Here is a 16,708-nt window from a genome sequence, read left to right on the forward strand (position 1 = left end):
TTAGAGGTCGTGGTGATGGTGGCGCGCTGGCGCCGTGGTTACGACTTCTTTCTCCGAGCCGGGCGGTTGACGTCGACGCCCTGAGTGAGCGCTTCTTTTAGGGGGCGCTCTGGATGCTCCTTTTATTACCCCCTCCAGGCCGACCAAAGAGCACATGAATCGCGAAAACAAGGTTCAGGAATACGTCGCCCAGCTGGAAGCTAACCCCTACGATCTTGCGCCTGTGGGCCGTCTGGAGGAGGCCTTCGGGTCGACCGAGGAGCTGGCCGAGTTGGTGGCGATCTTTGAAGAGCGGGCTCAGGGCTCGTCTTCAAACGATGCGGCTGCGCGCCTCTATCTAGAGGCGGCGCGGATGGCCGGCGGTCGTCTCAACGATCTGGAGCGGAGCGTCGACCTTTTGAGTCGCTCGCTGACGGTCGGCGAAGACACGCTGGTGAGCGTGGAGGCCTACCTCTTCCAGCTGGCGCTGCAGGATGACGCCGATCAGCTTCAGCAGTTCTTTGCCGAGGCGCTGGAGCACGATACCGATGGGGGCTACCAGAGCCGGCTTTACCAGCGTATGGGAAGCATTCTGGAAGACTTCGTCGGTGATCTGGAGCAGGCTGATACCGCCTACAAGTGGGCCCTGGATCTGGACCCCGACAACGTCATCGCTTTGTGGTCGCGTCAGGTGCTCGCGCGCAAGCAAGCCGCCTGGGAGCGGCTCGCCGGCCTGATGATCGAGGAGATCGAGCAGACCGAAGACGCCGTGCGCCAGTCGACGCTCTCGCTGACCGTTGGCGAAATTTACCGGGATTACCTGAACAACCCGGAGAGCGCCTGCCAGTGCTTTGTGTTTGCCTACGAGCAGGACCCGACCAACACCGAAGCGCTGGAAGCGGCTGTGGAGCTTGGTTACGAGCTCGAAGCGGAGGTGCTTGAGGAGGGCGGCGAGGTTGAGCCGGCACCGGTGGATGAGACGCCGATGACCATGGAACTCGATGATTCGCTGATGATCGAGGAACTTGAGGCCGAGCCGGCGGCGGATGCGCTCCCCGAGCTTCCGGGCGAGGCTGCCGAGGCGGCGCCGATGACCATGGAACTCGACGATGCCCTGGTGCTTGATGAGCTGGAATCCGAGGCTGTTGAGGATGCGCCTCCGGAACTTCCGGTCGAAGTGCTTGCCGAGGCCGAAGCGCTCGAGGAGCTATCGGAAGAGTCGGACGTTTCTGACGCGGAAGAGGTGCTCGAGGAGCTATCGGAAGAGTCGGACGTTTCTGACGCGGAAGAGGTGCTCGAGGAGCTATCGGAAGAGTCGGACGTTTCTGACGCGGAAGAGGTGCTTGAGGAGCTTGACGCCATCGAAGTGCTCGACGAGGGGGAGGACGAGGTCGCCTCGTCGCGTGATTGGAGCGATCGCTTTGAGGAGATGGTCAGCCGAGCCGAATCTGTCGGAGGTGAGGAAGGGCTTCGCCTTCTGGTGCGAGCCGCGCGCTTGCAGTCACGTCATAGCACCGATGCTACTGACGGCGTGGCGCTCTTTGAGCGTGCGTTGGCGGCCGACCAGGGCCTCGATTACTACCAGCGCGTTGCATATCTCTACTCGGAAGAATCCTACTGGCGAGGCGTCCTGGCGGCCGTTGAGGCCACTGAGGTGGAGGGCAGCGGGGCGCTTCGGGCGCGTATCGCGCTGTACGAGCTAGGCGACATTGATAGGGCCCGGGCGATCGCTGAAGAGGCGGGGGATGAGGCTGTCCTCGGAGCCCTGGAGGATCTGGAAGAGGCGCAGGCGAACTGGCGCAAGTTCCAGCGTTCGTTGGAGCAGCGCTACAGCGATCTTGATGCCGATGCGCGGGCCATGAAGGTCTACCTGCGAATGGCCGATCTGGCCGCCGCGCTCAACGAGCCTGATAAAGAGATCGATGCGCTGCGCCGTCTGGAGCGCCAGGTCGATGCCGAACAGGTCAAGAACCGACTGAAGATTCTGTATAAGCGCGCCGGCAAGTGGCCGATGTACGTCGACCTCGTCAAGCAGGAGGTCGAAACCCTTGGCGAGGACCGGGTCGAAGATAAGGTCGACCTGCTCTACGAGGTGATTCGGGTCTACCGCGGTGAGATGAACCAAGATCGTATGGCGATCAATGTCTACAAAGAGATCCTGAGCCTGGCGCCAGAAGATCTCGACGCCATCGACCAGCTCATCGAACTCTACGGCGATATGAACATGTCGTCGGATCTCATCAACATGCTGCAGTCCAAGGCCGAGATCGTCCCGACCTCGGCTCAGAAGGTTGAGATTTACAGCCAGATTGCGACGCTCTTCATTGAGAAGTTCCGCAATCAGGCCGAGGCCATTAAGGCCTACGAGCAGGTCCTGGAAATCGAGCCTTTCAATGCCGATGCCATCACCTTCCTGAAGGAGATGTACGAGAAGCGTCGGGATTGGGAGAGCCTCATCGACGTGTCCAAGCGTGAGATCGAGACGCTGGAGAGCGATGAGGCCCGGGCCGAGGGGCTCAAAGAGGTCGCGCGCCTGGCAACCGATAAGTTGCGCAAGCCCGAGGTGGCCACCGAACTGTGGTTGGAGGTGCGCGCGGTCGTGCCTCAGGACGCCGACGCGCTTGATGCGCTGGAGACGCTTTACGAGAAGAACCGCGACTACGAGGCACTAGCCGAGATTCTCGAGCAGAAGGTCGGTCTCAGCGGCGATGATGCGGAGACGATGAAGCTCTACCAGAAGCTGGGCATGCTCTATGCCGACCGTCTGGAAGACAGCCAACGCGCCATCGAAGCCTGGAAGGGGGCGTTGGAGCTCGACGCCACCGATCTTAAGGCGCGCAAGTCGCTGGAACGCCTCTACATCGACAACCGCCAGTGGGATGAGCTCGAGGCGTTTTATGCTGAGAGCGAGGCGTATGCTGACCTGGTGCGAATTCTCGGGACGCTCAGCGGCACGATGAAGGAGGACGATGTCAAAATCGAACTCCTGCTGCGCTCGGCACGCATCTGGCGCGAAGAACTTGGCGACACCAACCGCGCTGAGCGCGAGTTGGAGCGTGTGCTGCAGCTTGACGCGCAGAATGAAGCAGCGGCCGGCCAGCTGGTGCCCATCTACGAGGAGGCCGGCGACGCCGAGAAGCTGAAGTCCGCCCTGGAGATCGTGCTCTCCCATCGCGAGGCGCCCGCGGAGCGCAAGGCTTACCAGCTCAAACTCGCGCGCCTGCATCGTGAGCAGCTCGGCGATGTCGACGGCGCGTTCGCGCGCTTTAGCCAGGCCTTCCTGGAGATGCCCGCGGAACTCGACGTCGTTGCCGAACTAGAGGCCACCGCCGGAGACGCGGGTGAGTGGTCCACGCTGGTGGAGCATTATCGTCGAGCGCTTGACGCAGACCTTGAGCAAGCCGAAGTGCTGGAGCTGCGTGCTCTGCTCGGACGCGTCCTCTCGGAAGAACTCGGAGATCTCGAGGCGGCGCTGGAGCAGTTCCAGGCCGTGCTGGCGGTGGAGGAAAACAACCTGCGTGCACTGGAGGCGATGGAGCGCATCTACTTCTCCAGCGCGCGTTGGGATGACCTGATGCAGGTCTACCGTCATCGCCTGGAATTGGAAGAGGACCGAGATGCCCGCGTGCAGATCCTCCAGGGGATGGCCCGCATCGCCGAGATCGAAGCGCAGGACGTGGTCACCGCGATCGCTCGCCTCAACGAAGCGTTGGAACTCGACGCCTATAACTTCGCCACCCTGGCCGAGCTGCACAGGCTCTACGCGCAGGAGGAGGAGTTTGCTGACCTCGCCGATGTGATTCGCCGCGAGATCGATCTGGTCGAGCGCCGGGCGCGCCTCTCCAGCCGCATCGTGTCCACCGGGCTGGTGGATGTCGCCGCGCTGGTGGGAGAGGGCGCCCCCCCGGAACGCTCGATGTTCGGCGAGGGCTTCAGTGGCGGAGATGATGTCGATGACATGCTCGCCGACCTTTCCGAAGATGTGGATGCGCCGGGATACGTTGTCGATGCCGCGGACGACGTGGTGGAGGATGACGAGTCGCTGGCGGGCGAAGGGGCGCAGGCCGAGGAGGCCCGGGAGGCTCTTGAAGAGCTCGCCGACGTCGACCTGAGTGCGCAGGCCTACTACACCGAAGAGGATGTGGAGCTGTTGACGGCGCTGCGCTTTGAGCTTGGTGTGGTCTGCATGGACCACCTGGGCGAGGTCGAAGAGGCGGTCGCGGCGCTGGCGAAAGTGGTGTCGTGGCGTCCCGATCACGCCGAGGCCTGTCAGGCCCTGGAGCGTCTGCTCGACGATGAACTCTTCAAGGCGACGGTCGCTACCCTCCTGGAGCCGGTCTACGAAGTGCACGGGCGCTGGGAAGACCTGGTCGGGGTGTTGACCGTGCAGGCTGCGGCCGCCGAAGAGAGCGCGGTCGCGCGTGAGCTGGAGCGTCGGGCCGGTGACGTGCTCCTGGAAGAGCTTGGTCAGGGCGCGCGAGCCTTTGAGCGTTACGCCCGCATTCTGCGGAGCGATGCATCCGATGCGTCGGCTCGCGAGCAGCTCTACCGCATCGCCTATGAGCTGGAGCTGTGGACCGAACTCGTGGATGCCTGTGAAGTGGTGCTTCCGGAGATCGAGGATGACGCCCTGCGCATCGACTACTTCTTCACCCTGGCCGAGGTGAATGCCGAGCGCCTTCATGCCTACGACGACGCTCGTCGTAACCTCGAAGAAGTGCTTCTGCTGGATGCCGGCTCAAGTCGCGCACTTGATGATCTGGAAGAGCTCTTCATCACGACGGAAGCCTGGCAAGAACTTCTGGAAGTCTTCGATCGTAAGATCGAGCTGGCCGACGAAGACGATGCCCGCGAGGCGCTGAAGTTCCGCAAGGCGCAGGTCTGGGAGATGCTCCTCGGGGATGCGCACCAGGCGATTGCCATCTACCGCGAGATTTTGGAGGTGGCTCCGCAGAACCTGCGCGCTTATGCGGAACTCGAACGGATTTTCGAAGCCGAATCGATGTGGAACGAACTCGCTCAGAACCTCGAGCAGGAACTGGAGCTGGTGGACTCCGCGGATCGCCTGCCGATTAAAAACCGCCTGGCCGCGCTCCTCGAGGCACAGCTTGGCGACGCCGAGCGGGCGGTCAGTCTCTATGAAGAGGTTCTTGAGGCCGACGCCGATGATCGGAGTGCCAATGCGGCCATGGAAGCCCTGATGATGCAGGAAGGGGCGCCGCGCAATCGCATCTCCAAGATTCTGGAGCCGATCTACACCACTCGCGGCGACGCCTCTCGTCTGGTGGCCGCGCTCGAAGTTCAGATCGAGGTCAGCCAGGATGCCGACGAGCGCGTGGCGCTCTTGCACCGGGTAGCGGCGCTGCATGAAGTGGAACTCGGGGACATTGCCTCGGCGTTTGTGACTTACGCCCGGGCGTTGCGCGACGATGTGGCCAACACCGAGACGCTGGACAACCTCTACCGCCTGGCCGAGGCCACACAGAGTTTTGAAGAGCTGGTTCAGGTCTTTGAGCAAGAGGCCGACTATCAGAGCGATCCCGATGTGAAGCGCGACCTGATGCGCCGTGCGGCGGCCATCTACATTGAGCCGCTTGGCGAGCTCGCCAGCGCGTCGGGGCACCTGCACGCGGTTCTCGAACTCTTCCCGGCCGACCTGGAGACGGTGGAGGAGCTGGAAGCCATCTATCGCCACACGCAGGAATGGCAGGAGTTGGTGCAGATCCTGGTGACGAAGGCCGAACTTGTCGACGACCTCGACGACAAAAAAGACCTGCTTCACCAGGCCGGTACGCTCTATGAGGACATCCTTTCCGGTCCTGATGAAGCCGTCGGGGTCTACCACCGCGCGCTGGCCATTGATGAAGCGGACCGCCATGCCATCGATCGCCTGGAGGTGCTCTACACCGAGATGGAGCGCTGGCACGATCTGCTCGATGTGTACCAGCGCAAGCTGGACCTTGCCGACGATGACGCCGGACGCAAAGATCTGCTCTACGTCATGGGCGCCATTTATCAGGAGCACCTGCAGCAGGCCGACGACGCGATCGATACCTACCGCCGGGTCCTCGACCTGGATGCGGGGGAGAAGAGCGCCCTGGAGAAGCTCGACGAGCTCTTTGAGGCGACCGAGCAGTGGCACGAACTCCTGGAGACGCTGGAGCAGCAGCTGCAGCTCTCGCCATATCCCGAAGAGATCGAGACCCTGAAGTACCGGATGGGGCGACTCTGGGAAGTTCGGTTGGGCGATGCGCTGCGCGCGGTGGAGGTTTTCCAAGAGGTGCTCGCGCAGAACGCGGAGCATCAGCCCTCGATCGAGGCGCTGGAAGGCCTTGTGGAGCGTGGCGAGCAACGGGAGGAGGCGGCGCAAGTTCTGGTGCCTCTCTACCGCAACGGCGCGCAGTGGGAGCGGCTCGTCTGGGCCTGGCGTCTGCTCATTGAAACCAGTGAGGATCCCGAGCGCCGCATTGAACTCTACAAAGAGATCGCGCAGGTCGTGGAAGTGCGCATGGGGGACGTGGCCGAAGCGTTTACCACTTATGTGGAGGCTCTCAATGTCGATGCGGGACGCGTGGAAATCGTCGACACCCTGGAGCGCCTGGCCGAGCAGCTCGGCGCCTGGGATGTGCTTATCGAGCAGATCGATCAGCGTCTGGTGTCGGTGACGGACTTCGAGATCGCCACGGCCCTGCACCTGCGAGTGGCCCGGATCTTTGAAGAGGAGCTGGATCAGCCTCAGCAGGCCATCACCCGCTTTAATCGCGTGCTGGAAATCGAGCCCGAGCAGCCCAACGCCATCCTGGCGCTGGACCGCCTCTACCAGCGCGAAGGAGAGTGGGCCAATCTTGCCGAGGTTCTGCGCACGCGCATCTACAGCTGCGAAGACCCGGGTGAGGCGCTGACGCTACGCTTGCGTCTGGGGCTGCTCTATCAGAGCGCGCTCGACGACGCCGAGAACGCCATCACCACCTACCAGGAGGTGCTGCTCGAAGAGCCGGACAACGCGCAGGCCATCGAGAATCTCGAACAGATGTTTATGGAGGGGCGCGAGGTCCAGCGAATCAGCGACATTCTGGAGCCCCACTACCTGGAGAAGGGGCAGCACGAGAAGTTGGTCGAGATTTACCTGCAGCGTCTGGACATGCTCAACGACCCGCTGGAGCGCTACGAGCTTCTGACCCAGGTCGCGCGCATCTTCCTGGACCCGCTTCAGGACGTTCCGCGTGCGTTGCAGGCCTACGGGGCCGCGCTGGTGGAGCGTCCCGATGATGAGATGGTCATCGCGGAGATCGAGCGCCTGGCCGAGCAGACCCTGGACTGGGGTACGGCAGCCTCGTTCTATGCCGATGCGCTGGAGAGCCCGCAGATCACCGACGACGCCGCGCTCGACTTGTGGCTGCGTGTGGCGGTGATTCTCGACCAGCGTCTGGAGCAGTTTGACGACGCTGAGATGGCCTACCTCAAGGCCCTGGAGTTGGAGCCCACGCACGGCGGGGCGCTGGCCGCGCTCGATCGCATCTATCTTTCCCAGGCGCGATGGGCTGAGCTGGCCTCGGTGCTGGAGCGGCGAGTGGAGGGCACCTACGACGAAGTCGAGGTGGTGGAGCTTAACTTCCGTTTGGCCCGGGTCTTTGCCGAGCAGCTCGCCGATTACGGTCAGGCCGTGGCCACCTATGAGCGCATGCTCACGATTGAGCCCGACCACGAGCAGGCGCTGGCCAATCTGGAGCAGATTCACACGGCGCTGCAGAGCTGGGAGCCGCTCTTTGATGTGCTGGAGCGTCGCGCGCAGCTGACCCACGATCCGGATGAGCAGGCCGATTACCTGGCGCGGATGGCGCGTATCGCCGAAGACATGCTCAGCCGCACCGAGGATGCGGTCGACCTGTGGGTTCGCGCCAGTGAGCTGCGACCGGATGACCGCATGGCGCTGGGAGAGCTACGTCGCCTCTATCTGGATGGCGAGCGCTGGGACGATTTGGTGGGTGTGCTCCGTCGGGAGGTTGAACTCAGCCAAGATCCCGCCGAGAAGCTCAACCTCTTTGAGTCTCTGGGAACCATCTATGGTGAGTACCTCAACGACGAGATTCAGGCACAGGATGCCTGGATGGCCGTTCTGGAACTCGATGGTGAACATCTTCCCGCGCTGGAATCGCTGCGTGAGATTACGATCCATCAGGCCGACTACCAGCAGCAGGCGGCCATGGTCGAACGCCTCATCGCTCACCAGGATGTGGCGCAAGAGCGCAAGCTCGACCTGTGGGTGGAGCTTGGTCGGGTGCATGGCGAGCTTTTGATGAACCCCGAAGAGGCCATCCACGCCTGGAAGAACGTGCTGGGGCTTGCTCCGGACCACGGCCAGGCGCTCGATGAGCTCGAGGGGCTCTACCTCCAGGAGAGTCGCTGGGAGGAAGCCGCTCAGGTGCTGGAGCTGAAGGCCGACCGCGTGGCCGATGGCGAAACGCAGATCGAGCTTTTGACGCGTGTGGCCGAGATCTGGGAGACCAAACTCCTGGATCGCGATCAGGCCGTGCAGTTCCATCGCGCGGTGCTCGAGATCGACCCGATGCGCATGTCTGCCAGCCGCGCGCTGGAGGGCATCTTCATCGAGCAGGGGACCTCGGAGGGCTTTGAGCAGCTCGCCGGGGTGTATCTGGATCGCGCCGAGATGGTGGGAGACGATATCTTCGAGCGCGTGGAGAACCTGCGAAACGCTGCGCGAATCTTCGAAGAGAACCTGATGCAGCCGGAAAACGCGCTGGTGGTGCTCCTCTCGGCCTTTGGGCCGGAGACCATGAGCGACGAGGCGCTGATCGCGGATATTGAGCGTCTGGCGCGGCAGACCGGGTTGTGGGAGGAGGCCGTCGGCCGCTTCGGCGATGTGCTCCGGGTCATTGACGATTCACCGGAAGCCTCGGAGTTGCACCGCCAGGTGGGGCAGTGGCGAGCGCAGGAACTCAATCAGCCTGACGAGGCCGTCTATCATCTGCAGCGTGCGCTTGCGATGAATCCGGACAGCCTGGAGATCCTCGAGATGCTCGAGGGGCTCTACCGCCGTTTGGCCGCCTGGCCGGAGCTGGCGCAGGTGATTCGCACTCAGGTGGAGTTGGTTGGCGAGCCTGAGTCGCGCATCGAACTCTGGCGCAAGCTCGGCGAACTCAGCGAGATGCAGCTCGGCGAGGTGGATCAGGCCGTGGAGGCCTACCGCGAGATTCTGGTAATCGACCCGAGCGATATCCTGGCGATGGAAAGCCTGGAGCGCGTCTTTGAAACCTTCGAACGCTGGGAAGAGCTGGTGGCGGTCCTGGAGCAGAAGGCCGGGGCGACCTACGACCCGGATGCTATTGTGGCCATCAAGAGCCGTGCCGCCGAGCTCTGGGAGAGCCGACTCGGGGACATCGGCCAGGCCATCATGGCCTACCGTGATGTGCTCACCGTCGATCAGACCCATCTGGAAACGCTCGACGCTCTGGAGCGTCTCTACACCCAGAGCGCGCAGTGGGATGAGCTGGTCGACGTGCTTGAACAGCGCCTGGCGCTGACCCATGAGCCCGGCGCTCAGGTGGTGATCTACGGTAAGATGGCCGGGGTCTTCGAAGGGCAGTTTGGCGACCTGGAGCGCGCCGTCGAGAGCTACAACCACGTCTTGATGGTCGACGTGGAGAATGTCACCGCGATCGAGAACCTGGAGCGTCTCTACCGGGAGTTGGAGCGCTGGTTCGAGCTGGTTGATGTGCTCCAGCGTCATATCGAACTCTCGCAGCGCGGCGATGAGAAGGTGGCGCTCTACACCGAACTTGGTCACGTGCAACGCGACCAGGTGCGCGATCCGCACTCGGCGATCGAAGCGTTCAACGCGGCGCTGACCCTGGAGTCCATCAACCCCGGGCTGTGGGCGGAGCTGGCCGATCTCCATGAAGCGACCAATAACTGGGAAAGCGCCGTGGAGGCCTATGGCCGCCTGGCCGACCAGCTGGAGAATCCCGACCAGCGGGTCGAGGTCTTCTTCCGCGCCGGGCAGCTCATGGAGACCCAACTTCATGACCATGCCAACGCCGAAGATGCCTACCTCTCGGCGCTGCGCCTGGAGCCCACCCACCAGGGGGTGCTCGATGCAATCCGCAAGCTACTCGCCATGCAGATGGAGTGGCAGAGCCTGATTCGGGTGCTCAAGGCCGCGGAAGAAGCCACGCGGGACTTGAGTCAGAAGGCGCAGCTGCAGTGTGAAATCGGCAAGCTCTATGGCGAGCAGGTTGGCGATGAGGTCAGCGCGCTGCGCTACTTTGAGTCCGCCCTGGAGTTGGAGCCCCGTATCACCGATGCCGCCGAGCCGCTGATTGATGTCTACGTGCGGGAGCGCCGCTTTGAGCGGGCCATTCCGCTCCTGGAGATGGTCATCGAGGTCTTTGGACAGGGCTCGGTGGCGGCCAGCGACCTGCATCGTCGTCAGTTGCAGCTGGCCCAGGCCTATCATGAGCTCGCGCAGCCGGAGCGGGCGCTCCAGGCGTACCGCAATGCCTATGAACTCGACCCCTCCGACCTGGAGACACTCAAGGGCCTGGGGCAGTTGCTCTATGCTCGCGAGGAGTGGGAGCAGGCCTCCCGGGTGCTGCAGGCGCTTCAGCTGCATCACGCCGATAAGCTCGAGACGCCGGAGCTGGCCGAGATCTACTTCCGCCTGGGCTCCGTCCGCAAAACGCTCGGGGAGATGCGCAAGGCCAGTCAGTACTTCGAGAAGGCGCTGGAGCTCGATCCGCAGCATCGTCCCACGCTGCAGAATCTGGTGGAGGTGAACGAAGCCCAGAGCAAGTGGGAAGACGTGGTTCACTACACCCGCTGGCTCCTGGATGCCGAGACCGACGCCACCGCGCGCTTCGCTCAGCTCTCCCGGATGGGGGACCTGCTGGCCGGCAAGCTCAATCAGCCGCCGGCGGCGGTCGAGGCCTATGAACAGGCGCTGGAACTCGATCCCAAGAGCGTGGTGATGTTGCGCAAGTTGCTCGACCTCTACACCCGCACGCGTCAGTGGCATCAGGCGGTCGATATCCTCAAACGGATCATTGAGCAGGAGCAGGATCCGGGTCGCATCGCCAAGTACTACTACACGGCGGCGGTGATCTATCGCGATGAGATCGACGACCCGATGCAGGCCGTGGAGCTCTTCGACGAGACGCTGGATGTCGATGTGAAGATGCTCAAGGCCTTTGAGGCCATCGACCGCATCCTCACCAAGCAGAAAGAGTGGAAGGAGCTCTCGCGGGCCTACCGTCGGATGCTGCATCGCATCAGCGAGCATGACGACGGGCAGATGGAGAGCGTCAAGACCCTGCTCTGGCAGAACCTCGGTGAGATCTATCGCACGCGTCTGGGGGACATGGAGACGGCCATTGAGGCGTACAAGATCGCGGTGGGGCTCAATCCCACCGATGAGAAGTTGCGCCTGATTCTGGCGGAGCTCTACGAGAAGACCGGCAGCGATCCGGAAGGCGCGATTGAGCAGCATCGCGCGCTGATCGAGCTCGACCAGTTCCGGGTCGAGAGCTACCGCGTGCTGTTCAAGAGCTACATTCAGACCAAGCAGTACGACAAAGCCTGGTGCATGGCCGGGGCGTTGAGCTTCCTGCAGAGCGCCTCGGAGCAGGAAGAGACCTTCTACCGCAAGTACCTGGGCGCCCATATGCAGCCGGCGCGCGGGGCCTTCAACGAGGAGATGTACAAGCGTCTCTACCACCCCCGTCAGGATGTGCTCATTACCTACATCATGACGGTGCTCGGTCAGGGGTTGCGCCAGATGTACTCCCTGGGCTCGATCAAGGACTGGGGCGTACACCGCAAGCGTGACCTGGTGAACCTGGAGGAGCAGACGCCCTTTAACAACGTGTACCGCTACGTGGCGCAGACGATGCAGCTCCTGCCCGCGCCCCGGGTCTACCTCAAGGGTGACCAGGCCATGGGGATGCGCAACGCCAACGTCGATCCGGCAGCGGTGATCATCGGCGGGGATGTGCGTCAGAAGAGCGGCGACCGCGAGCTGGCCTTCATCATTGCCAAGTCGCTGACCTGGATGATGCCGCGCCATTACGTGGGCTCGATCGGGCAGCCGACCGAGTTCCTCAAGCTGCTCTTCATGGCGTTGATGGACATCACCGACCCGAGCCTGGGCATCGGTGCCACGCTCGGTGAGCAGGGCGCGGTCATCAAGCAGGAGCTGATGGCGCTGCCCGGGCCGATGTTGATGCAGGCCCAGAAGGCGATGAAGCAGTTCCTGAGCAAGGGGGAGAACCCCAACCTCTCGGAATGGGTGCTGGCGGTGGAGCATACCGCGATTCGAATGGGCCTGCTGATCTGCGGGGACATTCACAGCGCGGCGAGCTGCATCAAGAGCGACCTGGTCCCGATGGGCAAGGCCAGCATCAAGGAGAAGATCCGCGAGCTGGTGCTCTTCTCCATCAGCGAGGAGTACTTCCAGTTGCGTGAGGAGTTGGGGCTGGCCATCGGTAAGTAAGGTTTCATTCGAGGCGTTGGCTTGACGGCTGGCGCCTTCGATTGAGAGAGAAGGGCGGCCCCCGCAGATTGCGGAGGCCGCCCTTATTACGTCTGAGACTTTTGTGAGAGTTGGTCATGCTGGTGGTCTGTCCCACGCCGATCGGAAACCTCGAAGACCTGAGCCCGCGTCAGCGCACCGCGCTGGCCGGAGCGGACATCATCGCCTGCGAGGATACACGCCAGGCCGGCAAGCTCCTGGAGCTGGCGGGCATTGACCGCAGTGAGGGTAGGCCCCGGCTGTGGCGTTATGACGATCACAGCGCCCGGGAGCAGGCCGAACGCCTGGTCCGCGAGCTCGAAGCGGGACTGGAGGTGGTGCTGATCAGCGACGCCGGAACCCCGGCCATCTCGGACCCGGGCTACCGGCTGGTACGAGCCGCGCGTCAGGCTGGCGTGGAGGTGCGGGCGTTGCCCGGGCCGGTGGCGGCTACCGTGGCGTTGAGCGCCTCGGGGCTGCCCAGCGACACCTTCTTCTTCGAGGGCTTTCTGCCCCCTAAATCCCAGGCTCGCCGGGCTCGCCTGGAGGCGCTGGAGGACGTCGGGACGACGACCCTGTATTATGAGTCTCCCCGGCGCCTGGAAGCCATGCTGAGCGATGTGGAGGCAGTCTGTGGACCCGAGCGTCAGGTATGTGTGGGGCGAGAGCTGACAAAGCGTTTTGAGGAGTACTACTGGGGGCCGGTCTCCCGGGTCCTGGAGCGGATCCGGAGTAGCGAGGAGGTCCGCGGCGAGCTGGTCGTTGTGGTAGCGCCGGGGGAGGGGAAGCAGGCGGCAGACGAGGGAGAGGTCGAGCGTCTGATCCACGCGTTGCTCGATCAGGAGATGAGTTCTCGGGGCATTAAAGAGGTCGTCAGTCAGATGTATGCACTGCCGCGATCGGCGATCTACGAGCGGATCTCGGTGGTCCAGAAGCAACGGGAAGGCTGACCCTGGGACGTGTTTTGGAGGGGGCAGGTTTCTGACCTGGGGACATCTGATTGTCTGACCCAGGGTCAGGTTTTCGGGGTCAGGGTTTCTGACCCAGGGTCAGGTTTTCGGGGTCAGGGTTTCTGACCCAGGGTCAGGTTTTCTGGGGTTTTCCGGGGTCAATTTTCTGACCTGGGGACATCTGATTTTCCGACCCAGGGGGACATCTGATTGTCTGACCCAGGGTCAGGTTTTCGGGGTCAGGGTTTCTGACCCAGGGTCAGGTTTTCGGGGTCAGGGTTTCTGACCCAGGGTCAGGTTTTCTGGGGTTTTCCGGGGTCAATTTTCTGACCTGGGGACATCTGATTTTCCGACCCAGGGTCAGGTTTTCGGGGTCAGGATTTCTGACCTGGGGACATCTGATTGTCTGACCCAGGGGCAGGCGAATGACTCCGCTGCTTCTGCGCTCATCGTCGTTAAGTTACTGAGCACAAGAACAAAAAAAGCCCCTCATCACGAGGGGCTTTTTTTAGTCCGGGGAGTACGGGCTCAGAACTGCAGCGCCGCGGTCACCGCGAAGTGCCAGATGTTGTAGTTTTCGATGCGGAAGCGGGCCCCGGAGTTATCGTAGCTCGGGTTGTAGGCCGGGTTCCGCTCGTAGCGGGCATCGGGGCCGGTGAGCGCGACGGTGTCGTCGTTGCTTCGGTTGGAGTTGCGTCCGGTGCGCGCGTTGGTCAGAAGGTGGGTCTGGTGGTGGGTGATGCCGCCGACGGCTTTGACCTGGAAGTAGTGCGAGGGCTGCAGGTTCAGGCCCAGCTGGCCGGCGAAGGTGCCGTAGCTGCCGACAGTGGCCAGGTCGCGGAAGGCGTACTCCGAGGTATCTCCGCCTTCCAGGGCGTCGCGCAGGTCGTAGATCGGCAGGGGCCGGGCGTTGGAGGGCTGGCGAACCACCCAGGCGCAGGCGACATCTTCAGGGTTGCTCAGTCGGCCGTTGGCATCGAACTTCGGGCGCACCGACTCCAGGGTGCGGTTGTTACATTCGTTGTTTTTGCTGGTCATGTGGTCGAAGAGCGCCGTGTAGTCGCGGCCCTCGCTGGTGTAACCAAAGCGGAAGCGCAGATCGATGCCGTAGCGGGCGCCGGTTTCGGGGTCTTCGTAGGGGATGAATTCGCTGCCCACGGTGAACATGCCGCTCATTGGCGCGTTGAGGATGACCTGGCCCTGGCTGTCGGCGTTGGGGTCGGTGCGGCCGTAGAGGGAGTCGGTCGAGGCCAGGGGCAGGTTGTACTCCATGCCGAAGTAGGGCGCGATCCAGTCGAAGCGCTTGGAGGCATCCACCGAGAAATTGAGGTTATGCAGCCCGCGGCCCACCGCGGTGTTATCAAAACGCTCTACCTCGGTAATGGGCATGGTGTAGTCGAGCCCGAGTGCCAAAGTGGCCTTGGTCGGGTCGCGCTGGTCGTTCCAGGGCGCCCAGTGCAGCCCGATGGTCGGATCGGCCAGCCCGCGGCGCGTGGTCTCGGTGCGGTAATTATCATCGAGGTCGAAGTAGCGGTAGAGCTGGAACTCATCGAGTCCGGCCACAAACTGCGAGGCGCTCTGGCCGGGCTGGAAGATGGTTTCAGCATGGCGCGTGATGCGCTCGTTGCTGGGGTCGACCGAGGAGTTGGCCGCATTGACGATCCGCTGATCATCATCGGCGTACTTAAGCGCCCGGCTCGATTCGAAGACGTAGGGCAACGTTGCCCGGAACTCGAGATCCTTATAGATGCCGGCACGCAGGGTGATGTCGAGTGCGCTGCGCGTCTGGCGGTAGAGCATCTCTTTGTTGTTTACGATCGACGCCTCGCGGCAGCGTCCGGAGTCGCGAACCAGACGAGGATTCTCATCGACGGTGTCGGTCGAACCGCCGGTGGGCACGCAGGGCGCTTCGCGGCTGATACGGGCAGTTCCGTAGTCAAAGCGAAAGGTTGGCTCGAGATGGAAGTCGAAGGGATCGTAGGTGGCCTCGTCGAGGTCGTCGAAGTCATCGGCGGCGTCGACAAGGTCCGTAAATTCCGCGCCGGTGGCGGTGGCGGGCAGTGCCATACTTGCGGCAGCCAGGGCGAACACAAGGGGGCCTGCGGTCAGTCGATCCAGAACACGCACCAGCATAGGATACTCCTCGATCCGACCAGAGTTTGGCGTCGCTTCCATGGGCCGGGGCCTCTGCCGGACAAGGGGCGGTGTAGGGCGAACGCGCACCAGTCATTTGGGCGGATATTTGAACGCAAAAACCATCTTTGAGGCACCCTGCATAGCTAGCAGTGAGGCTTGGAGGTGTCAAGACAGGGGGGCGGTGGGAGCATGGTCGGTAGGTTGGGCGAATCACAAGACTTTACGGAGCGTATCATTGACGACCGCGGAGGGCCTTGGGATATTGAAGTATCCCTTTAAGGATTATGTGGGTGATTCGGAACGTCATTATGGGGGTGAAAAACTTTCCCCAGCACGTGATTCGTGCCAGAACTATGATGGCTAAATTCTTATCCAACTTGCGGTTGCAATCCGTGGGGAATGATGTATCAACGCAGCATACGTCGCAGAGCGGGCGATCTGGAGCAGGACCGCAGCGCGCTGCTGACTGGAAGTAAGACGAAGTCTGTCGAGCCGTAACGCGTAAGGAAGTCGTATGAAATCGCCCGGAATGATGCTCCGCGAAGCTCGCGAAGAAAGGGGGCTGGCGCTCGGGGATGTGGCAGCCATGACCCGCATCCCGCGTCAGATGCTTGAGCATCTTGAGAATGATCGCTTTGAAGAGTACGTGGCCGAAGTCTTTTTGCGCGGCCATCTGCGCAACTACTCGCGTGAACTGGGGCTGGAAAGCGAGCAGGTGATCCAGGCCTACGAGCGGTTCACCGGGCGCACGCGCCAGGCGCTCCTGGTGCCCGAAGAAAAGCGAGCCACTCCGGAGCCCCGCGCGGTGGTCCAGTCGGCAGCCCGCGTGGCCACCGCCCCGAGTGCGGCGGCGACGGCGACCGCCCCGATGGGATTCGATCTGCAACGCTATTTTGAGACGGTGCGCCCCAGCCATATGGTGGCGGTGGTGCTGGTGCTCTTTGGCATCTTTGTGATGTTCAGCTTTCTGAGCACGAATCGCGCCAGCGCCAGCGACGCGGCCGGGTTCCCGCAGGCGGAGAGTTCGGCCTGGGAGCTGGAGCAGGAGTTGGAGCAGACCCGCTGGTTGCTCGAGCAGCCCGGCGAGTCTCGCTAAACAGGGCGCACGCGTTTACGACGA

At 62.6% G+C, this 16,708-nt stretch carries 4 protein-coding genes; 3 read left to right on the plus strand and 1 reads right to left on the minus strand.

Going from position 1 to position 16,708, the window contains the following annotated elements; all coding sequences use genetic code 11:
- The first annotated feature begins 154 nt into the window (after window positions 1-154).
- Both DL240_RS08525 and rsmI read left to right on the plus strand, forming a co-directional pair.
- Entirely contained in the window at window positions 155-12,484 is a 12,330-nt protein-coding gene (locus tag DL240_RS08525; protein WP_111729458.1) for a tetratricopeptide repeat protein, read from the plus strand.
- Window positions 12,485-12,600: 116 nt separating this feature from the next.
- On the plus strand, window positions 12,601-13,452 hold the full coding sequence (gene rsmI / locus DL240_RS08530) for a 16S rRNA (cytidine(1402)-2'-O)-methyltransferase (protein ID WP_111729459.1): 852 nt from the start codon (window positions 12,601-12,603) through the stop codon (window positions 13,450-13,452).
- Between the two features lie 528 nt (window positions 13,453-13,980).
- On the opposite strand, the gene DL240_RS08535 is transcribed toward rsmI, so the two are convergent.
- The gene (locus tag DL240_RS08535) at window positions 13,981-15,585 is read right to left on the minus strand and encodes a hypothetical protein (RefSeq protein WP_111729460.1); all 1,605 of its coding nucleotides are present in this window, start codon (window positions 15,583-15,585) and stop codon (window positions 13,981-13,983) included.
- Between the two features lie 517 nt (window positions 15,586-16,102).
- Between DL240_RS08535 and DL240_RS08540 the strand changes: the two genes are divergently transcribed.
- Window positions 16,103-16,684 carry a helix-turn-helix domain-containing protein gene (locus DL240_RS08540; protein WP_111729461.1) on the plus strand — a complete coding sequence of 194 codons (582 nt, stop codon included), beginning with the start codon at window positions 16,103-16,105 and terminating at the stop codon, window positions 16,682-16,684.
- Window positions 16,685-16,708: the final 24 nt, after the last annotated feature.

Source organism: Lujinxingia litoralis, assembly GCF_003260125.1.
GTDB classification, from domain to species: domain Bacteria; phylum Myxococcota_A; class Bradymonadia; order Bradymonadales; family Bradymonadaceae; genus Lujinxingia; species Lujinxingia litoralis.